At 43.0% G+C, this 20,473-nt stretch carries 21 protein-coding genes; 3 read left to right on the forward strand and 18 right to left on the reverse strand.

Annotated features, from left to right (window positions below; all coding sequences use genetic code 11):
• Positions 1 to 36 precede the first annotated feature (36 nt).
• The 3 genes from POW22_RS02825 to POW22_RS02835 form a co-directional block, all read right to left on the reverse strand.
• Positions 37 to 1,425 carry an OmpA family protein gene (locus POW22_RS02825; RefSeq protein ID WP_272831046.1) on the reverse strand — a complete coding sequence of 463 codons (1,389 nt, stop codon included), beginning with the start codon at positions 1,423 to 1,425 and terminating at the stop codon, positions 37 to 39.
• A gap of 123 nt (positions 1,426 to 1,548) precedes the next feature.
• On the reverse strand, positions 1,549 to 2,745 hold the full coding sequence (gene kbl, locus POW22_RS02830; RefSeq protein WP_272831047.1) for a glycine C-acetyltransferase: 1,197 nt from the start codon (positions 2,743 to 2,745) through the stop codon (positions 1,549 to 1,551).
• A gap of 39 nt (positions 2,746 to 2,784) precedes the next feature.
• Entirely contained in the window at positions 2,785 to 5,916 is a 3,132-nt protein-coding gene (locus tag POW22_RS02835) for a UvrD-helicase domain-containing protein (RefSeq protein WP_272831048.1), read from the reverse strand.
• Between the two features lie 128 nt (positions 5,917 to 6,044).
• On the opposite strand from POW22_RS02835, the gene POW22_RS02840 reads away from it, so the two are divergent.
• Positions 6,045 to 6,653, forward strand: a complete 609-nt coding sequence (locus POW22_RS02840) for a superoxide dismutase (RefSeq protein ID WP_272831049.1) — start codon at positions 6,045 to 6,047, stop codon at positions 6,651 to 6,653.
• A 47-nt stretch (positions 6,654 to 6,700) separates the two neighbouring features.
• Here the strand turns inward: POW22_RS02840 and POW22_RS02845 are convergent, their stop codons facing one another.
• The 15 genes from POW22_RS02845 to purN all read right to left on the reverse strand — a co-directional run bounded on the left by POW22_RS02845 (position 6,701) and on the right by purN (position 18,798).
• The gene (locus tag POW22_RS02845) at positions 6,701 to 7,384 is read right to left on the reverse strand and encodes a transglutaminase domain-containing protein (protein ID WP_272831051.1); all 684 of its coding nucleotides are present in this window, start codon (positions 7,382 to 7,384) and stop codon (positions 6,701 to 6,703) included.
• Between the two features lie 3 nt (positions 7,385 to 7,387).
• Positions 7,388 to 7,789 carry a carboxypeptidase-like regulatory domain-containing protein gene (locus tag POW22_RS02850; RefSeq protein ID WP_272831053.1) on the reverse strand — a complete coding sequence of 134 codons (402 nt, stop codon included), beginning with the start codon at positions 7,787 to 7,789 and terminating at the stop codon, positions 7,388 to 7,390.
• Between the two features lie 167 nt (positions 7,790 to 7,956).
• The gene (locus tag POW22_RS02855) at positions 7,957 to 8,283 is read right to left on the reverse strand and encodes a TfoX/Sxy family protein (protein WP_272831055.1); all 327 of its coding nucleotides are present in this window, start codon (positions 8,281 to 8,283) and stop codon (positions 7,957 to 7,959) included.
• A 28-nt stretch (positions 8,284 to 8,311) separates the two neighbouring features.
• Positions 8,312 to 8,998, reverse strand: a complete 687-nt coding sequence (locus tag POW22_RS02860) for a DUF2490 domain-containing protein (protein WP_272831057.1) — start codon at positions 8,996 to 8,998, stop codon at positions 8,312 to 8,314.
• Positions 8,988 to 9,569 (reverse strand): hypothetical protein, encoded by a 582-nt coding sequence (locus POW22_RS02865; protein WP_272831058.1) that lies wholly within the window; start codon positions 9,567 to 9,569, stop codon positions 8,988 to 8,990. The genes POW22_RS02860 and POW22_RS02865 overlap by 11 nt, the downstream gene beginning before the upstream one ends.
• A gap of 75 nt (positions 9,570 to 9,644) precedes the next feature.
• Positions 9,645 to 9,842: a hypothetical protein gene (locus tag POW22_RS02870; protein WP_272831059.1), complete on the reverse strand. Its 198-nt coding sequence runs from the start codon at positions 9,840 to 9,842 to the stop codon at positions 9,645 to 9,647.
• Positions 9,843 to 9,973: 131 nt separating this feature from the next.
• Positions 9,974 to 10,324, reverse strand: coding sequence for a ribose-5-phosphate isomerase (locus tag POW22_RS02875; protein WP_272831060.1), 351 nt, complete (start codon positions 10,322 to 10,324; stop codon positions 9,974 to 9,976).
• Positions 10,325 to 10,330: 6 nt separating this feature from the next.
• A complete protein-coding gene (locus POW22_RS02880; protein ID WP_272831061.1) occupies positions 10,331 to 10,840 on the reverse strand; it encodes a hypothetical protein in 510 nt (169 codons plus the stop codon).
• 878 nt (positions 10,841 to 11,718) lie between these two features.
• On the reverse strand, positions 11,719 to 12,135 hold the full coding sequence (locus POW22_RS02885) for a hypothetical protein (protein WP_272831062.1): 417 nt from the start codon (positions 12,133 to 12,135) through the stop codon (positions 11,719 to 11,721).
• 104 nt (positions 12,136 to 12,239) lie between these two features.
• Positions 12,240 to 13,259 carry a TlpA family protein disulfide reductase gene (locus POW22_RS02890; RefSeq protein WP_272831063.1) on the reverse strand — a complete coding sequence of 340 codons (1,020 nt, stop codon included), beginning with the start codon at positions 13,257 to 13,259 and terminating at the stop codon, positions 12,240 to 12,242.
• Between the two features lie 704 nt (positions 13,260 to 13,963).
• Positions 13,964 to 15,865 (reverse strand): amidophosphoribosyltransferase, encoded by a 1,902-nt coding sequence (locus POW22_RS02895; protein WP_272831064.1) that lies wholly within the window; start codon positions 15,863 to 15,865, stop codon positions 13,964 to 13,966.
• 44 nt (positions 15,866 to 15,909) lie between these two features.
• Positions 15,910 to 16,836, reverse strand: coding sequence for a PfkB family carbohydrate kinase (locus POW22_RS02900; protein WP_272831065.1), 927 nt, complete (start codon positions 16,834 to 16,836; stop codon positions 15,910 to 15,912).
• A gap of 80 nt (positions 16,837 to 16,916) precedes the next feature.
• Positions 16,917 to 17,507 (reverse strand): START domain-containing protein, encoded by a 591-nt coding sequence (locus POW22_RS02905; RefSeq protein WP_272831066.1) that lies wholly within the window; start codon positions 17,505 to 17,507, stop codon positions 16,917 to 16,919.
• A 74-nt stretch (positions 17,508 to 17,581) separates the two neighbouring features.
• A complete protein-coding gene (locus POW22_RS02910; protein WP_272831068.1) occupies positions 17,582 to 18,223 on the reverse strand; it encodes a ribonuclease H family protein in 642 nt (213 codons plus the stop codon).
• A gap of 2 nt (positions 18,224 to 18,225) precedes the next feature.
• A complete protein-coding gene (gene purN / locus POW22_RS02915) occupies positions 18,226 to 18,798 on the reverse strand; it encodes a phosphoribosylglycinamide formyltransferase (RefSeq protein WP_272831070.1) in 573 nt (190 codons plus the stop codon).
• Positions 18,799 to 18,976: 178 nt separating this feature from the next.
• Here purN and POW22_RS02920 point away from each other — a divergent pair, with 178 nt between their 5' ends.
• Positions 18,977 to 19,210, forward strand: a complete 234-nt coding sequence (locus POW22_RS02920) for an acyl carrier protein (protein WP_034259990.1) — start codon at positions 18,977 to 18,979, stop codon at positions 19,208 to 19,210.
• Positions 19,211 to 19,218: 8 nt separating this feature from the next.
• Positions 19,219 to 20,472 (forward strand): beta-ketoacyl-ACP synthase II, encoded by a 1,254-nt coding sequence (gene fabF / locus POW22_RS02925; protein ID WP_272831074.1) that lies wholly within the window; start codon positions 19,219 to 19,221, stop codon positions 20,470 to 20,472.
• The last annotated feature ends 1 nt before the right edge of the window (position 20,473 follow it).

The raw sequence follows: 20,473 nt of genomic DNA on the forward strand, positions 1-20,473 counted from the left end.
AACCGGAGGCGTTTTTCTATGTATTTAAGGGATTTCTTATTTCTGCAAAGAAATCTCTACACGTCTGTTTTCTTGACGTCCAGCTCTAGTGTTGTTAGAAGCAATTGGACGAGACTCTCCGTATCCTACAGAGATCAAACGAGATCCTTCCATACCAATAGTAGTAAGGTAAGACTTCACAGAAGCAGCACGCTCTTCAGATAGCTTCTGGTTAGTAGAATCTCTACCTACACTGTCAGTGTGTCCTTCGATTACGAAAGTAGTCGTTGGGTATTCTTTCATGATGTCAACGATGTTTTGAAGAACAGCGTAAGACTCTTGACGAATAGTAGACTTTCCAGTATCGAAAAGGATAGTTTTAGAGTACTCGTTCAAAGTGTTGATTACCTCTACAGTAACTTCTGGACATCCGTCGTTAGCAACAGTACCAGCAACATCAGGACAGTTATCGTCTTTGTCTAGTACACCGTCACCGTCAGAATCTGGCCAAGGGCATCCGTTGTTAGCAGCAGGTCCTGCTTCGTTAGGACAGTTATCATCAGAATCTTTGATTCCGTCACCGTCAGCATCAGGACATCCTCCTAAAGACTTAAGACCAGCTACAGTAGGACAAGCATCGTCCGGATCAGCAATACCATCACCGTCAGTGTCAGGACAACCGTTGAATTCAGCTGCACCAGCTACGTCAGGACAAGCATCGTTACGATCCTCGATACCATCACCGTCAGAATCAGGACATCCGTTGAACTCAGGAAGACCTGGAGTTTCTGGACACTCATCGTCTTTGTCATAGATACCGTCACCGTCAGTGTCTTTTCCACCGAAAGTGAAGATCACACCAGCAGAGTGCTGGAAGTGACGAATTCCGTAAACATCTTCGAAGGCATGCTTGTAAGTAGACTCAACGTTGATACCGAACTGCTCGCTCAACCAGAAACGGAATCCAGCTCCGAAGTTCATAGTACCAAATCCGATGTCATCTACCCAAGTGTAACCACCACCAACTCCAATTACTGGATCTAGCCATCCACCTGGACCACCGATCACATCTTTGAAGCTGTAGCTAATACGACCGTCAGCAGCATAGTAAGAAAGATCTTCTACTCTGAAGTCACCAATTTTGTTGATACGGTTTACAGATCCTGAAGCGGTCAAAGTAAGACCAGAACCAACATAACGTCCAACAGAAACTTTAGAAACAACAGGAATAATGTTCCAGTGGTCGTTTACGTTGAAGAACTCTTGCAAGAAGTTTGCTTTAGTTTGAATTGGAGTTCTTCCCACGTCCTCAGTTCCAACTGGGAAAGTATCCACAGCGTTGAACTCGATGCCGAAAGCCCAAGGATTGTTTTCGTCTTGTGCATTCACAGTACTTAACCCTAGGACAAGCAAGGAAGCAACTAAAAATCTGCTAAGATGTTTCATATTAGAAAATTTAATTTTTTTAAGTGTTAATTGAAGCAAAAATATGTTGTTAAATTTTATTAACAAAAGCAAATCTACTAAAAATTTTGTAATAAGCTTTTATTATAGAGCCTAATTAGGTTTTTAGCCGATTACATTTAACTTTTTACCCACTTTTTTGAAGGCTTCTATCGCCTTGTCAAGATGCTCTTTTTCATGGGCTGCAGATAGCTGTACTCGGATGCGTGCTTTTCCTTTCGGAACGACCGGATAAAAGAACCCAATTACATAAATTCCTTCTTCCAATAATTGGTCTGCCATTTGCTGAGACAATTTAGCGTCATAAAGCATTACAGGCACAATGGCTGAATCTCCATCAATGATATCAAAACCAGCCTCCATCATACCTTTCTTAAAATAAGCGGTATTGGATTCCAATTTATCACGCAGGCTGGTATCGTTAGAAAGCATGTCAAATACCTTAATAGATGCACCAACTATAGCTGGGGCCAAAGAATTCGAGAATAAATAAGGCCTTGATCGTTGGCGCAGCATTTCAATGACCTCCTTCTTGGCAGTGGTGTAACCTCCCATGGCGCCTCCCATTGCTTTACCTAAGGTTCCAGTAATGATATCAATACGCCCCATTACGCCTTTTTCTTCTAGGGTTCCACGTCCTGTTGGGCCAATAAAACCTGTAGCGTGGCACTCATCGATCATCACTAGAGCGTCGTATTTATCTGCCAAGTCGCATATCTCATCTAAAGGAGCTACCAAGCCGTCCATAGAGAAAACCCCGTCTGTCACAATGATCTTAAAGCGCGCTCCGGCCTCGTTGGCCGCGATGAGTTGCTTTTCAAGATCTTCCATATTGTTATTCTCATAGCGGTAACGAGCTGCTTTACACAACCGAACTCCATCAATGATGGAAGCGTGGTTCAAGGAATCAGAGATGATCGCGTCTTCTTTGGTCAATAAAGGCTCAAACACCCCGCCGTTGGCGTCAAAGGCTGCCGCGTACAAAATAGTGTCCTCAGTTCCGTAATAATCGGCGATCTTTTGCTCTAAGGTTTTGTGTATGTCCTGAGTTCCGCAGATAAAACGCACCGATGACATCCCAAAACCATGGGTGTCCATCGCATCTTTAGCTGCTTGAATGACCTCGGGATGTGAAGAAAGCCCCAAGTAGTTATTGGCGCAGAAGTTCAACACGGTTTCTCCCGTGCTGATGCTGATTTCTGGACCTTGCGGTGAGGTGATCACACGCTCCTTTTTAAAGAGGCCGGCTTCTTGAATTGCTTCGAGCTCGTCTTGCAGATGCTGCTGTATTTTTCCGTACATGAGAAGGTTTTTTACAAAGGTATTCAATCCCTGAACCAATTACCAAGTCTCGAGTTTGATTTCTTCTTGTACGTAAACGAGTATTTTTTTGAATTCCTTGAAGCCGAGTTGTTCCAAGGCGGATTGATATCGATCTAACTGTTGTTTGTATGTAGGGTCGGGGCTTCCAAACTTGTAATCAATGATTACTACCTGGTCTGCCTCAAAGACCAAACGGTCTGGACGGTGTATCTCCCCGGTCTGATCGATGATTGCGGCTTCATTTTTAGAATCCACCCCAACTTTAAAGTAAGGGCTCAGTTCAGGGTGACCAATTACCTGCAGGAGCAGTGCGTGATCTGCAGCCAGTTGTTTTCTGGAATAGCGTGCTACAACCTCTAGTTTTTCAAACAACCGAGGCAATTCTTCCTCATTATCTATTTTGGAAAGCCAAAGGTGGAGTCGGTTCCCGCGTTCTTGAGCCAAACGGGTCTCTTGTTGGTATTTCTCCCTTGGGCTGGCAATAAGACGGATCTTATTGACGCCTTTATCAGTGCTTATAAAAGGTGATGCTGTCTCGGGCTCAGCGACTTTTTGAGTTTCTTTTGCTAAAGGGGTTCCCCAACTGTAATGGGCTTGTTGTGTTTCATTTTGTTGTTCCAGATACATCCGCAGCATGCCTCCAAAAGATCGAAGGTCTGCTTTATCCGTGCTGCTGAGCAGATGCAACTGCTCTTCAGCGCGCGTCAGGGCTACGTACCAAACATTCAGTTCATCAAATAGGCGTTGCTCTAAGTAGGATTCATAGGTCTGGGGATCCTGTGTTTTTAAGGCTGTGATAGGGAGGTGAAATTCTGTAAATCCGCAGTAATGCTCGGGATCAACCGCATACCACAAGTATTCATTGCGTTTGTTGATCAATTCTGAATCCGTAAAAGGAATAATCACCACAGGGAATTCCAAGCCTTTGGATTTGTGCACGGTCATGAGCCGAATGGCATCCATATCTTCTGGGAATTGAAGACTGGCCGCATCTTCTTGTTTTTTCCAGTCCTCTAGAAAATGCGTTGTGGCATTGTTATTTTGTTGTTCAAAACTACGCGCCATATCCAAGAAATGCCGTTCATAGGCAGAGACCTGCTCTTGCAGATCAAAGCATCGGATCAAATACTCCAAGGCTTCATACAGTCCCAGACTGTTGAGATGTTCTAAAGAGAAGTTGATCTGCAATTCTTGAAGCGTTTCACTAAGAGCGGAAACCTCCTTTCGACTTACTCTTTCTAACCAGGAGTGATCTTGCTGCTTGTTTGGATGAATTTCCAAGTAGTTCCATAGAAAATGCAGGCGCGTTTCTGGGTCTTGGACATTTTCTCTCAGCCTCAAACCGCTCAGAAAGAATTGAACCATCCCAGATTCCTTTAATAATAGGCTGTCTGGAGAAACTACAGGATAAGTCTCTTGCAAGGCTTGTGCTAGGATCTTACTGTCGTCCTTTTTTCTGGTAAGCACACAAATGTCTTTTAAACGGTATCCGTGTTCCAGACACTGACTGATTCGCGATTTTACGGCTTCAATGTATTGAGGTTCGCTTTCTTCTCGTTTTGCTGCTTCAAAAAAGTCAATACTGACGTAGCCTCCAATTTTGTCGCTGATCTCTTGCTCTGCTTGGTCTTCATAACAATCCCGATACGGTCCTTGTGGCAAATGTGCTCCTAAGAATTTGAAAAGCCCGTTGTTGAACTCAATGACCTTGCTATAGGAACGCCAATTTTTCCCGAGTTCTTTTAGGTCTCCAGAGATAGCAAAGGGCGTCTGACCCGCACTTAAGCCTAAGAACTGTTCTGGCAGTCCGCCGCGCCAGCGATAAATGGATTGTTTTGCATCTCCTACCAGGAGTAAGCTTCCTTGCTGCTGACTCTGATCTTCTTGGGCGAGCGCGTTGTCTATCAACGGAATCAAATTGTTCCATTGCATGGCAGAGGTATCCTGAAACTCGTCAATGAAAAAATGACGGTAGCGCTCACCTAAGCGCTCGTAAATAAAAGGCGCTGGCTGAGATTTGATCTCCTGATGTATGCGGCGATTGAATTCAGCTACGGTGACCAAATTCCGATCTTCTTTGATGGCTTGATATTCCTGCTGAATATAATTGAGTACAGTAAGCGGTATAACCTCTCGGTAGAGTCGTTGGAACCAATCTGCAGCTATGGCCTGCTCTTGGGCAGTATGAAAAAGCTCAATGAGCTGGTCCCGAATTTCATCTATGGTTGCCTTGACCCAATCCTCTTGGGTTTTGGTGTAGAAACTGTAGCTTTCAATCTCCTGCTGCCATTTGGCTTCCCATTTTACGGAAGCTCCGGTGCGGAGTTTTTCCATAAAGTTGGGATAGGCGCCTCGACTAAAATGGGACGCATTCAAATCTTTAGAATGAATTAGTTCCAGCGCATTCTCGGCTGCCTTGACCACACTTTTTTGGAATTTGTCTTTCTGTGTTTTCAGTAAAGCAGTTAAGGCCTTGAAATCCTCTGTCTCTTTGGTTTGCAATCGGTTTAAGGCCTCAAAGCTGTTTTCATTCAGCAGTATTTTGGCCTTTTCCAACAATTGTCTTGTCGGGTCCCAACTCCTGTCCTCTTCTGTATTTTGCAAGGCAAAATCTACCAAGGTTTGCGTTAAGAATGCATCTGATCCCGTTTGGGCTAGAACCGCTTCAACGGCCTCTTGCAGGAGCAAGTCAGCCTCCGTGGTCACTTCAAAATCCGATCGCAATCCTAGATCCTTAGCGAAAGTTCTAAGCAAACGGTGGTTGAAACTGTCAATGGTCTCCACGGCAAAAGCTCCATAGTTATGCAACAGATCTTTCAGGACGCGTGCAGAACTTATCGCTAATTGATCTGGTTTGACATCAAGGCTGGCGCTTATCTCATGCTGCATAGGCGTGAGTTTGTCGTTTTGCTGATAGCCTGCAAAATGCACCAATTGCTCCAAAATCCTTGATTTCATCTCGGCAACTGCTTTATTGGTAAACGTAATAGCTAAGAGGGATCGATACGCATCAGCATGAGTTCCTTTCAGTATTTGACAGAGGTATTGTTTGACCAAAGCAAAGGTCTTTCCGCTTCCTGCGGAGGCGGCATATACAGTAAAAGGTGAATTGGTAGCTGTAGCTTTGATGGGTAAGGAATTGAGATGCACTTAAATTTAGGTATAAATCTAGATTATTCCCGCATAACAATCTTATAATATAGAAGCTTAATTGTCCCCCAGCTTATTCGTATCTTTATACCACTTAAAACAAGAAGTTTAATAAAAAACACAGAAATATGTCATTTGAACTACCAGCCTTACCATATGCCCACGATGCGCTTGAACCGCACATTGATGCGCGCACCATGGAAATCCACCACGGAAAGCATCACGCAGGATATACCAACAAGCTAAACGCAGCTATTGAAGGGACTGACCTTGCCGGTAAGTCCATTGAAGATATTTTACAAAACCTAGACATGTCTAACGGCGCTGTGCGCAATAACGGAGGTGGATTCTACAACCACCGTTTGTTTTGGGAAGTAATGTCTCCAAACGGTGGAGGAAATCCATCTGGAGCACTAGCCGACGCCATTAACGAAGCATACGGAAGCTACGAAGGATTCAAAGATGCCTTTGCTGCTGCTGCAGGAACGCGTTTTGGATCTGGATGGGCCTGGTTGTGCGTACACCCTGGTGGAAAAGTAGAAGTGTGTTCTACGCCAAACCAAGACAATCCACTGATGCCAGATGTGGCTTGTGGAGGAACTCCTATTATGGGAATCGATGTTTGGGAGCACGCTTATTACCTAAACTACCAAAACCGCAGACCAGATTACGTACAAGCGTTCTTTAACGTGATCAACTGGGACCAGGTTTCTAAAAACTACGAGGCAGGTAAATAATTTTATCCGCCTTTAAATAATAAAGCCACTTCGAAAGGAGTGGCTTTTTAGTTTTGCGCAAGAGGTAAGAGTGTCCATTGAGGATTTTCCGGCTGATGCGTTTTGGCAAACTCCTCTGGAGGCATAAGCCAATACTGATCGTCATAATCAAACTCAAAAAGGTAGGTGGTCAAATCGGTGTAACCTGCAGCCCAAGTGGCATCACAGAGGTACCATTTGTCATCCAGTTTTACCGCATTCCAAGAGTGGTTCGGGATTTTAAGACGCTCAATTTTGAGTTTATTGATAGGGCCGTATCCATCCACAATAACCGCTTCAATACCTGCTAATTCTGCCATTTCCTTGATTAGATAAGAGTAGCCACTACAGGTAGTGCGTTTCTTTTTTCTCAGGATCTGAAAGATCTCCTTTTTGAATTGGTTGTTCCACGTTGCCAGCGCCAAACTGTCTGTATGCAGCTTGCGACGCATTTTGTCATTCTCCAGCATCATGGGGTAATCACCTTTGATGTTTTGACAGACCCAGAGGTAAATGGCTCTAAACCGTTCCACGTCTGTAGCTAAAGGAGCCGTTAATTTGTGTACCAAAATAGGCAGCGCATAAAGATCTTCGCCTTTATGATCACGCGCGAGCGCTTCTGCACGAGTGAGATCGACTTGGTCAAAATCACTGCGCTGCGCCTGCGTGGTCACCACAAAGGCAAAGATGATTATTTGCAAAAGTTTTCGCATCGCTTATTGTTGCTCTGGATCGTCTGCTTTTTTAGACGGTTCTGTGCGCAAGGCGGCAATGATCACTACCGGATCGTCCGCTAGAATTGGATTGACAAAAGTAGTGTCGGCTCCAATGGTCACCTCGGCATCCTCCAGACCCAAGGAAGTAATGATGAGGACATCATTCTCATTGAGCTCACTTGGAAATACAAATTTCCCATCTTCATCGGTCAACACATATTCCAGAGAACCCTTTAAAATAACCGTGGCTCCTTCTAAAGGTCCATCCACACTAGAGACTTGGCCACTAACGGTGCGTGTCTGTCCAAAGGCAGGATTTGCAAATAGGCCTAGCAAGAGGCAAAGCCCTAGAAAACTTAAAGGCTTAATGTGCCTTTTCTTAAGATTAAATACTGATTTCATAAGATCATTTTTTTACGTTTCCCTTAAAACTAGACCAGCCAATTGTTAATGGAAAGTTAGAATGAGGGAAGCTGCCCTTTGATTGAGCGAACAGGCCAAGACCTTCACCTTAAAGAAAAGCAAAATATACTTTTACTGCAACATGAATGCCCGAGTAGAGCGGCAGCTTATTTCTTTTTCTTCTTAGGTTTGGGTACTGGTAATTCTGCGACGGTACATTGCACTAGCCCACAAAGCCATTTACTGTCATCCAATTGTTCTTCAATCAAGAAGGAGTTTTTGGCACCAGGGTAAGCGGGAGCTTCAGTGGGCTCACCTATGTAGGTGCGGCCAGCCTGAGTTGGTTTGATAAAGAATTTATCATCACACACCATCCCAAAGAACTTGCCGTCACAGTACAGGCCGTATTCTCCAAACATCTTTTTGCAGACGATGTCACCCGCTGGGCTAATTTGCTCCACTACGTATTCAATAAAATAGGAATCTGATGCCATAATCATTCAGTTATAGCTCTAAGGTACACTAAAGACTCAAATAATAATTCAGGGCAATCCAAAATCGGTGGGATGCGGGTCCGTCCAGAAACGAATTGATCCGATAGTCCAACCCAAATTCCAGCTTCTTTTTGTCTGTAATGCTGTACCCTAAAAAGGGGGTGAGACGGACTTCTAAATCATAGGAGCCTGATTCAAATTGGTTGAGGTATTCGTTGTTGACCTTAAGGTAGAATTCTTTGGGATCAACCGTTTCTCCGTTAAAGGGAATTTGAGAAGCCAAACGGTAGCGCAATCGAAATTCCGGAGCACTTTGAGAATTAAAGGTCTGATCTGCAGCAATGCGATGCGAAAGCCTAAAACGCGGCAAGTTATTGGTCCAAATATATTGCTGAATACTGCGGTGAACGATCTGATCCCCTCGAACTCTAAAAAGATAACCCACCGTGATAGTCTTGTTATAGGCCACTTTCTTGGCCAATAAGGTCGTGAAATCGGTGAGGATATAATCATACTCAAAAGGATTGTCCTCTTCAAACAAACCTTGTTCAAAGGCTTGTCTGGATTCCACTTTGAAATTGATCTTATAGCCCTGCTTTAAACCTTTGTTCAAATTAATAGCAGGCAAGATCCCGAATTGGTATTCGCTTTGTGCATTCACGGCGGTCATGAGTAAAAGGACCACCAATGTTGTATAGGCCTTTTTAATACTCAATGTTGTCTACGTTCTTGGGAATGAACTCTGCGGATTTTATGTAGTTGCCATCGGCATCAAAGAGAATTTCAAAGCGCTTATAGCGGCCTTTGTCTTTGGTGTGGATCACCACTTCGTAGCGCAGTTGCAGGGCCGATGCATCTAAGCGACCGTGCAGCCACTCAAAGACATCGTGGGTGGCGCCTGAATATTGAAACTGCAATTTATCCAAACTGTAGCGCGTAAACTGCTCTTCTAAATAGTCTTCCATGCGCTGACGAACTGGTTCTGGAGCTTGCTTCCAACGGTGGTCGATCTCTATGTCTTCCAAATTGCCATCGGCATCAAATTCAATGCTGTAGCGTTTGCCATTAAAACGTGTTTTAGCCTCTACTGAAGTGCCGCCCAAAAAGTACTCCTTATACCAACGTACCTTTTTATTGAAGGGTGCAGTGTCTATGAATTCCAAGGCGATTTTAGGCACTTCAGATCGAGAAATGCGGACCTCATTTTCAAACTTTTGCTGTCCGAAGCTCATGGAAGGAATGAGCATCAGAAGCAGAAGAATAAAGGAATTTTTGAGCAGTGACATCGCGATTAAATCTTACCTAAAGATACGGCGCAAGACGATAATAAATGATGGTTGAATGAAAAATGTTTACTGAGGTCAGTCTCCAGCAATTGGAGAGCCAAAAAGACCTACAGCCATTTCCATAAAAAGTAGAATGGCGAAAAACACTATGGCCAGAACAAGGAGTCCCTTGTTCTTTTGATTTTTGAACTTGCGTAGGGCAATTTCTACAATTAGTGCAGTACCTATGATCAAAAAACCGGCGATGATAAAATCCTCTTTTCCCCAATTCATCTCAGGACTAAGTTGCGTGGCCACTGCAGGGAGCAGCAGTAAGCTTAGACCGCCCGCGAGTAAAGTAAGAAGCCTTTTGTTTTGTGTGATCATTTGCATTAAGTAATTGAATTAAAGATAGTTAAAATAGTTTAGTTGTACCAAACTGCGTATCGTTTTCTACGGAGTTCTAAGGCCAGCGCTTCTTCCATTTTAAGGGCGGCAGCTCGGTTGGGTAAGGGATTGAGGTGATTGTATAAGCTAGGGCGTAAATAAAGCCCGTATTTTTCAACGAGTTTGGATGAGATCTTATGACCTTTTTTACTGATGTAGCCCGACTTGTGCTGCGCGAAACGCTCGCGGGGACTGGTGCTGGTCATGCCTACATACAAGCATTGCAGCACTCCATTGAATTGTGGATTGGCATTGCGGAATTTCGCACTCTCTGTAAAAACCTTTTTGGAGAGTTCTACAACGTAAACATAGTATTGGGTTTTGGGCATAAGGGTTTATTTATTAAGACCATAAAGCTCAATAGGCACAACTTTGGTAAAGATCGAGTCGGTAAAGAAGTATTGGTCTCCAGCTCCATTATCCCAACCAAGAATGCCATAGGCCTTACTGAAAAGTAGCGGCCCAATTCCATGAATGATATCTCCTGGTTCGTCATATAGATCAAAACTAGGATCATTGGGATACATACCTTCTTTAATGAGGTCAATTTTACTAGGGCCGTAGTGCAGTTGATTTTCAACAAGGTCAAAACGAAATGACATATTTCTGTTTTGATCTTCTGTGTTGGTATAATTATAAATGAAGATACTATCTCGGTCTATTACCTCTAGTGTATACGATTCTCTTGAAAAGCTGGAATCAATTCTGAATATTTCAAGAGTTCTTTCTGAGATGACCGTCGAATCAGACTTTGACCCTACACTTAAAAATAGAGGAAGAGCGAACGGAGCAAGTGCTAATAATCCGAGAAATACCATAATTACAACCCAAAGCTTTTTCGACATAGTCTTGAAAATAGTTGAAGAAAACTAAGTCATTTTTATCGCAACTCAAAGAATAGGTGACGAAAACCAAACATCCAGTGGATGTTTGAATGAGGCAGCCGCGTAAGCGGAAGGCCTGAGTTATGAAACTCGCTTATACCTTTGTTATTGAAAACGACCTTTATGGACTTCTATCGGTTCTTCAGTGAAGTTGTTTTGATCGATTTAGTTGCTAGAGTGACGAGAGTTTACAAAGAATGTAAAACGTCTTTTCTGTGGGTTTTGTAGCTTCTTTTAAATTACAAAACCCACAGAAAAGCCACCCCTTCTCCGTATTTGGGGCCCGAAATTCTTTAATGCTAATGTGATGAATTGAAAGAGGTATAACTTGGGGACTTCCTTGATTTTAGCGCATAAAAAAAGATTGGTGAAATGAAGTTTTACAAAGTAAAACCAAACATCCAGTGGATGTTTGAATGAGGCAGCCGCGTAAGCGGAAGGCCTGAGTTATGAAACTCGCTTATACCTTTGTTATTGAAAACGACCCTCCAGACAATTTTGAGTAAATCAACTTACAAAACTGCCTGGAGGGCCACCCCTTCTCCAGAATTTGGCGCATAAAAAAAGGTAAACGAGAGTTTACCTTTTTTTGCCCCAAATCTACCATGAACTTAACCTACTTATGCTATGGTAAGCTCAAATATAATCTAATAAATCTCAGTAATTCTTAATTATTAGATAAAAAACCGGTTAAATCGTTAAAAAGCATTTTCTGCCGAAATAGTTACGGTTAAACCTCAGTAAAAGGTAGGTTTTATAAGGCTTTTCCTACAATTGTAAAGATTTCTTACAAAACTAACATTGTCAATTTAGGGAGCAAAAAAGTGAGTTTTTGGGTTTTATAACCCCGTTTGACTTTTGAATTTTCCGTCGCCTTCATTGATGAATTTATAAAGACTAGTTTCTGCTTGAAGACTATTGCTGTTTTGAGCGGCAATGACAATATCCAGATCACTGTCTTTGTCGGCATCGGTTTTAATAATGAAAAACTCATCAGCACTATCAATAGTAATGATACCTATTGTCTTTGGGTCTGATCCATCATTGTCTTGATAGGAAATTGTTGCTACGCTAGATAGACGTTCTTTGGTCAAGGTGATCCTTTCCAGTTTACCGTCCTGGTCAAAATCCGCATGAACCACCTCTATTATAGGTTCTGATTCTATGAGTTGAAAGGAATTGGTTGATGAGCTGCTTTGTCCAAAAGACAGTACAGGAAATAATCCCAATAGCCCTAAAGTGATTAGTTTTTTCATAGCTAATTGATTTTACGTGATAGCTAAAAGTAAAAAATACCACTTTTACAGCATACTAGGGTAATGTTAAAACTCTGACAAACAACAAGTTTTAACAAATCCTTTTAGGGCTGCAGAGTTGCTTGAAAGTCTTTAAAGCTATTAAATCGGCCGTTGATCTTTCCCCCTTCTGTAATGAGGATATAGGTTGGAAAAGACCAAATAGTGAGGTCCTTGGTCAATTTGGCCGCATGTTCATCCACCACTTCGCGGTAGTTTGGCCATGTATACTGGTATTTGTCCAAATAGTTCTTCCAGATATCGTGGTCTTGATCTCTTGAGATACCAATTAGTGTGATGTCGTTATTTTCAAAAACCTCCATATTTTGAGCTATCTGCTTATGATCACGTATACAAGGAGGGCAAGCTACAAACCAAAAATCCAATAGATAGGTTTTGTTCGGATCTAAGTTCAGCCCGCTGATTTTTTTTTCGAGCGTGGTGTATTCATATTGCGCAATTTCAACTTCATCCACGTTCAAGGTGCTTTCTAAACGACTGAATGCACTCAAAAAATGAGTTTTAATGGAATCGGGTTGTTTTTCATAGACGGGTAAGAGGGCCTTTAGTTTGACTTTATCATTTTGATTCCTGCTGATGTAGTTCAAGGCGATGATGTGTGAAAAAGGATGCTCAATATTTGACTCAATTTGTTGGAGCAAAAATTTATCAAAGCTCAAGGAGTCTACTTGAGCCTCTTTCATTTGCTTGTACTGCTCAGAAAAGGCCATGGAGGAATAATACATTTCTGAGTTTATGACGGTATCAATCTCAAAGCGATCTGCCACACTGCCCTTTACTATAACCTCCTCACCATCTAACCAGATCTGCTGTGTTTTGCGCTTTCCGTTAATGTACACGCCTATATTGTAGAGGTCGTTGATGTTCTTTTTGAAGTTGTGTTTAATGGTCGATTCAAACGGTAAGTGGTGACTGTCGGTTTGGCCAATATCAGAAATCCAAACGCTGTCTATTTGCTGCTCGCTGCTAATGGTCAAGGTGAGATCAAATCCTTTGGGTTCCTCTTTAGCGCTGTCACAACTGTAAAGTGCAATCAGTAATAATACCGGAATCAGTCTTTTCATGGGTTAGTGATTAAAAGCAGGGAGTGGTTATACACAATGAACGTATCTTTTTGAGAAGTATTTTATTGCAGGCAACTGTGACAGGTCAACGCCTGAATTAAACAACTCGCTTATACCTTTGTTATTGAAAACGGCCTTTATGGACTTCTGTCGATTCTCCATTGAAGTTGTAGAAGTTGAATTAGTGGCTAGACTAGTGAGAGTTTACCAAGAACGTGATACGCCTTTTCTGTGGGTTTTGTAGCTTTAAATAAATTACAAAACTCACAGAAAAACCACCCCTTCTCCGTATTAGGGGCTCGAAATTCTTTACTGCTAAAACGATGAATTGAAAGGGGAATAACTTGGGACTTTCCTTGACTTTGTTCCAATAAAAAAAGATTGGTGAAATGAAGTTTTACAAAGTAAAACCAAACATCCAGTGGATGTTTGAATGAGGCAGCCGCGTAAGCGGAAATCATTAGATTTTATGGACAAGCCAAATAGATTGATCGTTCACTTTATTCCAATAAAAAAAGGTAAACAAGAGTTTACCTTTTTTTGCCCCAAATCTACCATGAACTTAACCTACTTATGCTATGGTGATCCAAATATAAGCGATTCGAGTAATTCTCAATAAGGCTTTTCCTACTTTTAGATTAAGGACGCCCTAAATTCGATTAACGACAGGCCTATCGATAAACGGCTCGTTTTTTTAACAGATTTTAGTAGGCACGCTCTGGGTTGCCTTCAAAGAAGTTGATGTACGCCTGATTTACAACACGTTTCCCTCCAGGAGTTGGGTAGTCACCGGTGAAATACCAGTCTCCCAAATTCTTTGGACAAGCTTCGTGTAGCTTCTCCACAGATTGGAACAACACCTTGACCTCGGCATTCACTGAATCTCCGTCTGCGAGCAGCTCAGCAATTTTATCAGAAAGCTCTTGATCGCTAAACGGCGCATAGAGTTCTTTGACATAATTGGTCACTTCTGCATCTGGTAAGTGGTGTTGGGCTTTACATTTCTTATAGATTTCCTCTACCACACTTGAAGTCCCTCGGTCTTCATGCAAGGCTAAGGCAGCTTGAAAAGCCACAAAATCCTCCAATCGCGCCATATCAATTCCGTAGCAATCTGGGTAACGGATCTGCGGTGCAGAACTCACCACTACAATCTGCTTGGGATTGAGGCGATCTAGCATTTTAAGGATACTCTTTTTCAAAGTGGTCCCGCGTACAATAGAATCGTCAATGATCACCAAATTGTCCGTCGGTTTTACCACCCCGTAAGTCACGTCGTAAACGTGTGCCACCAAGTCATCACGACTGCTGTCTTCTGTGATGAAGGTGCGAAGCTTCACATCTTTAATGGCAATTTTTTCCGTTCGAATTTTGCGCTCTTGGATCTCCAAGAGTTTTTCTGGAGTTAAAGAAGCAGCTTCTTCCAAAATCGCTTTGTTCTTCTGCTGATTCAGTTCATCCTGAGCAGCTTCCACCATACCGTAGAAAGAAGTTTCTGCAGTATTGGGAATGAAAGAGAACACCGTATTTGTGGTATCGTGATCAATGGCTTTAAGAACATCGGGCATTAACAGGCGCCCTAATTCTTTACGCTCTTTATAGATCTCAGCATCAGATCCTCTGGAGAAATAAATACGCTCAAAAGAACAAGATTTGCGCTCTAAAGGCTCTAAGATCTGAGAGATCTTTACTTGCCCAGATTTGCGAACAATAATGGCGTGTCCAGGCTCGAGTTCTTCAACAGCGTCAAAAGGAACATTGAAAACCGTTTGGATCGCTGGGCGTTCTGAGGCTACAACGACTACTTCGTCATCCTTGTAAAAATAAGCCGGTCTAATGCCCGCAGGATCTCTCAGTACAAAGGAATCACCGTGGCCAAGAAGTCCAGCCATAGCATAACCACCGTCCCAATCTCTAGAGGATTTACGCAGCACTTTTGCCACGTTTAAATTGTCTACTATATAAGGAGAGGCGTCTTTTTTATTAAGCCCTTTAGATTTTGCTTGTTTGTATAGCTTGCGCACCGCATCGTCCAAGAAATGCCCGATCTTTTCCATCACGGTAATGGTATCGGCCTTTTCTTTCGGGTGCATTCCCAGCTTGATCAAATTATTGAACAGCTCATTGGTATTGGTCATATTGAAGTTACCCGCAATGATCAGGTTGCGGTGCATCCAGTTGTTTTGACGCAAGAATGGGTGAACATTCTCCACACTGTTTTTACCAAAGGTACCGTAACGAACATGCCCTAAAAGCAACTCGCCTATGTAAGGAATATTCTTTTTCTGAGCTTCTACATCATCTGCGTATTCAGGATGTTCGGTGAGTTCAGTATTGATGCGCTCATTGATCTGAGAAAAGATGTCTTGAATCGGTTGAGAAGCGTGAGAACGCACACGAGAAATGTAGCGTTGCCCAGGTTCCACATCGAGTTTAATACTCGCGAAGCCAGCACCGTCTTGCCCACGGTTGTGCTGCTTTTCCATCATCAGATACATTTTGTTGACCCCGTAGAAAGCGCTTCCATACTTCTTCTTGTAGTAATCTAAAGGCTTTAGCAATCGGATCATTGCAATCCCACATTCGTGTTTTAATGCGTCACTCATGGTTGTATTCCTTTCAATAAAAAACGCCCGTAATTGGGCGCGTGTTAGTCTATCTCTATTTCAAATTGAGTCAATTGTTTGAACTGCATCAAGCGCTGATGCACCTCGGCTTTACTCAAGTCTTCCATGCGTCTGGTCCCAAATTTCTCCACACAGAATGAGGCCAAACAAGAACCGTAAATGATGGCTTGTTTCATGGTTTCAAAATTGATGTTCTCTACCTGAGACAGGTAACCTGAAAAGCCACCTGCGAAGGTGTCTCCAGCTCCTGTTGGGTCAAACACTTCCTCTAAGGGCAGTGCTGGCGCATAGAAAATCTCGCTCTCATCAAAAAGAAGTGCTCCGTGCTCTCCTTTTTTGATCACCACATATTTAGGACCCATTTCACGAATCTTCTTGGCTGCTGTTACTAAAGAGTATTCTCCAGTAAGCTGACGTGCTTCTTCATCGTTAATGGTGATCACGTCGATCTTTTTAATAACATTCAGCAGCTCATCCCAAGAGTTGTCCATCCAGAAGTTCATCGTATCTAAAACGATCAGCTCCGGCTTTTGCTCCATTTGCTCAATCACGCCCAACTGAATGTTTGGGTGCAGGTTACCCAGCATCACTACACGTGCGTCACGGTAGTCTGCAGGAACCACAGGGTCAAAATCGGCAAGAGTATTGAGTTCTGTTACTAAGGTGTCTCTGGAATTCATGTCGTGGTGGTATTTACCACTCCAAAAGAAGGTCTTCCCGTCAGGAACAACCTCTACACCTTCAATGTTGAGGTCCTTTCCTTTGAGCATGTCTAAATACGACTGCGGAAAATCTCCTCCGACAACAGATACCAAGGCTGCATCCGTGTTGAACTGAGAAGCAGCTAAGCCAATAAAAGTCGCTGCTCCACCGAGTATTTTATCGGTCTTCCCAAATGGGGTTTCAATGGCGTCGAAAGCTACGGTTCCAACGATCACTAGTTTACTCATAATTTGCCTTTGGTTCTGCGCTGCAAATATACATTCTTAATTCCGAACCTCAAGGGGTTGTTGATTCGCATCCGAGCCTATTAAGGTTGTACCGCCAAACGCAGTTCTCTAAAGGTTTTAAGCGGGCCTTTGACCAAAAGTGCGTTAACCACAAAGGGCGGTAAGTTGCCGTTGGGATCAATGAACATGATCTGAGTGACTTTGGTCTTCCCGTCCATTTCTTCCAACAACCAATATCCCATGAGCTCATTGATGCGGATCATATTGTCTTGCTCTGGGAGCGCTGCGGGAGCTCCTTCCAAGAGTAATTTCACTTTATTTTGATTGATTCTCTTTACAGTGAGTAAGGTGATTACATCTCGATCTCGAACCGGCCAAGGCAGTGATTTTTGGGCGTAAAAGAGGTGTTTGTCCTTTTCTGGTGAGCGCAAATAATAGCTTACTCCAGATTCACACCTATCGTTGTAGGCCGGGGCTGTCAATAATTCATGGATGACAGCTTCCATGGGGGCATTAACTGTGGTGATAGCCTTGTACTCTTTAATTGATTTCTGCGGAGTATCTCTAGTGAAGATCTCAATTTGATCCACAGACTTTTTGAGTTCCCATTGCTGCTGAGCGTTGAGTTGCAGCACAGAGCAAAGGATCAATAATTGAACAATCTTCTTCATAGCAATTTTTATCCTTTGGTAGGAAAACTGCCTTAGTCATTACAAAGAAGCTGTTAAAAATGAAGGGAATGGGACTACTTTCTGCCGAAATCTGCTGGAATCTCACCCCAAGCCTTGGTCTCCCATTTGGCAATTTTAGTCTTGTATTTGTGGGTCTTCAACCAGTGTTCGGCACGAGCAATGAGTTCAAAGAGTTGCTTATTGGCAGCCGTGCGTTTGAGTTTGGTATTGCACTTCTTGCGTTTGACCCATCCCCAGGCAATTCTGGAGTCGGTATAAAGCATCCGATCACTCTTGATCTTATCCAAATAAGCCAGGCCATGCACTAGCGCAAGGAATTCTCCTACATTATTAGTGCCTTGTTTGAAAGGGCCCTGATGAAAAAGTTGTTCCTTGGTTTGGGTGTCCACTCCGCGGTATTCCATAAGGCCAGGATTTCCGCTAGAGGCTGCATCTACCGCGATGGAGTAGAGTTCAGGTTCGCCAAAGGCCGCCTTCTCTTCTGGGGTTAGGGTTTTTTTCTTAGAACCGCCTTTACCTTTATAATCCTCGTACTCGCCTTGATAGTAGGCCTTTTGCGCTTCTAATCGATTCTCAAAAGATTTGTATTGGGCTCCTTTCACCCCTTTAATAGCCTTTTGACAGGCCTCCCAGGTTTCAAAGATCCCAGTTTGAAGGCCATACCAAACTACGTAGTATTTTTTCTTCTTGGCCATTATTATAAGGAGAGGATCAAGTTTTCTAGAACTTGAGGGAAGTGTTCGTATTCCAATTTGTGGATTTTCGCAGCTACATCCTCAGGACTGTCTTCTGGCGTCAAACGGGTCTTGGCCTGAAAGATGATGCCACCCTCATCATAGTGTTCATTTACGTAGTGGATGGTGATCCCGCTTTGGGACTCTCCGTTTTCAACAACTGCTCTATGCACGTGCATTCCGTACATGCCTTTCCCGCCATATGCGGGCAATAAGGCCGGATGGATGTTTATAATCTTGTCGGGGAAATCAGCCACCATATATTCAGGGATCTTCAATAAGAATCCGGCAAGTACAATGAGATCGGGATCAATTTCTGATAGTTTTTTACCGATGATCTCCGGGTCGTTGAGGTCGGTTTTTGAAAAGGACTGGGCAGCTACATTTAAGGCCTCAGCACGAGCTAAAACTTTGGCATCCTTCTTGTTAGACAGCACTTGAACCACCTCGGCGGTCTCCGTAGCCTGGAAGTATTTGATGATGTTTTCTGCGTTGGTACCGTTTCCGGAGGCAAAGATCACAATTTTGGGCTTCATAGACCGTAAAATGGGGGGTTTGAAACAAGTAAATTAGTATAAATCACAAAAGTAAGGCAAATCAGAATTACTTCTATTAAAATTGATTACATTGGAGTTACATTTTGTAGCCAAAATGCTGTTTTAATTTAAAATATTTTATTTTTGCCACTTAATTAAAACCTTAAAAACAAACATTATGTCAGACATTGCATCACGAGTAAAGGCGATTATCGTTGACAAACTAGGAGTTGATGAAAACGAAGTAGTTAACGAAGCGAGTTTTACAAACGATCTTGGAGCCGACTCATTGGACACTGTAGAGCTTATCATGGAGTTCGAAAAAGAATTCGATATCCAGATCCCAGATGATCAAGCAGAAAACATTGCCACTGTAGGACAAGCAATTTCATATATAGAGGAAGCCAAGTAAATTTTACTATGGAACTTAAGCGAGTAGTAGTTACAGGACTTGGAGCCTTAACCCCAATCGGAAGTAATATTCAAGAATATTGGGACGGTCTTTCTAATGGAAAGAGCGGCTGTGCTCCTATTACCTATTTCGATACGGAGAAATTCAAAACGAAATTCGCCTGCGAGCTTAAGAACTATAATCCTCAAGATCATTTTGACCGCAAAGAAGCCCGTAAATTAGATCGATTTGCGCAATATGCTTTGGTCTCATCAGATGAAGCCATCAAAGACGCTGGTATCAACCTAGAAGCGGTTGATAAATTTAGAGTTGGTGTTATCTGGGGAGCTGGTATTGGTGGGCTACAGACCTTTCAAGATGAAGTTATAAATTATGCAGAAGGGGATGGAACACCGCGTTTCAACCCCTTCTTTATCCCCAAAATGATTGCTGATATTGCCCCAGGTAATATCTCGATCAAACACGGGTTCATGGGCCCGAACTACACCACTGTATCCGCATGTGCATCATCGGCTAACGCCATGATCGATGCTTTGAACTATATCCGATTGGGTCACTGCGATGTGATCGTTACGGGTGGTTCTGAAGCAGCAGTCACTATTGCAGGTATGGGTGGTTTCAATGCCATGCATGCCCTTTCTACAAGAAACGAGAGTCCTGAAACTGCTAGTCGTCCTTTTGACGCTACGCGCGACGGATTTGTACTTGGTGAAGGAGCAGGCGCATTGATCTTGGAAGAATACGAGCACGCAAAGGCTCGTGGCGCTAAGATCTATGCTGAGGTTCTTGGTGGTGGCATGTCCAGCGATGCCCACCACATGACTGCACCACATCCCGACGGTATTGGAGTGGAGGCTGTAATGCTGAACTGTTTAAAGAACGCAGGACTGAATCCAGAGGAAGTTGATCACATCAACACTCACGGAACTTCTACACCTTTAGGAGATGTAGCTGAACTTAAAGCGATCTCAAAAGTGTTTGGAGACCACGCGAACAACATCAGCATCAATTCTACCAAATCAATGACTGGGCACCTTTTAGGGGCTGCTGGGGCTATTGAAGCCATCGCTTCTATCTTGGCGATGCAACACGACTTGGTTCCTCCTACGATCAACCACACTACTGTAGATGAGAACATCGACCCGAATTTAAATCTTATACTCAACAAAGCAGAGTCACGTGAAGTGAAAGTTGCCATGAGTAACACCTTCGGTTTTGGAGGGCATAACGCTTGCTTGTTGTTTAAAAAAATGGAGGCGTAAG

This window comes from Gilvibacter sediminis (assembly GCF_028561565.1).
Classification (GTDB): Bacteria; Bacteroidota; Bacteroidia; order Flavobacteriales; family Flavobacteriaceae; genus Gilvibacter; species Gilvibacter sediminis.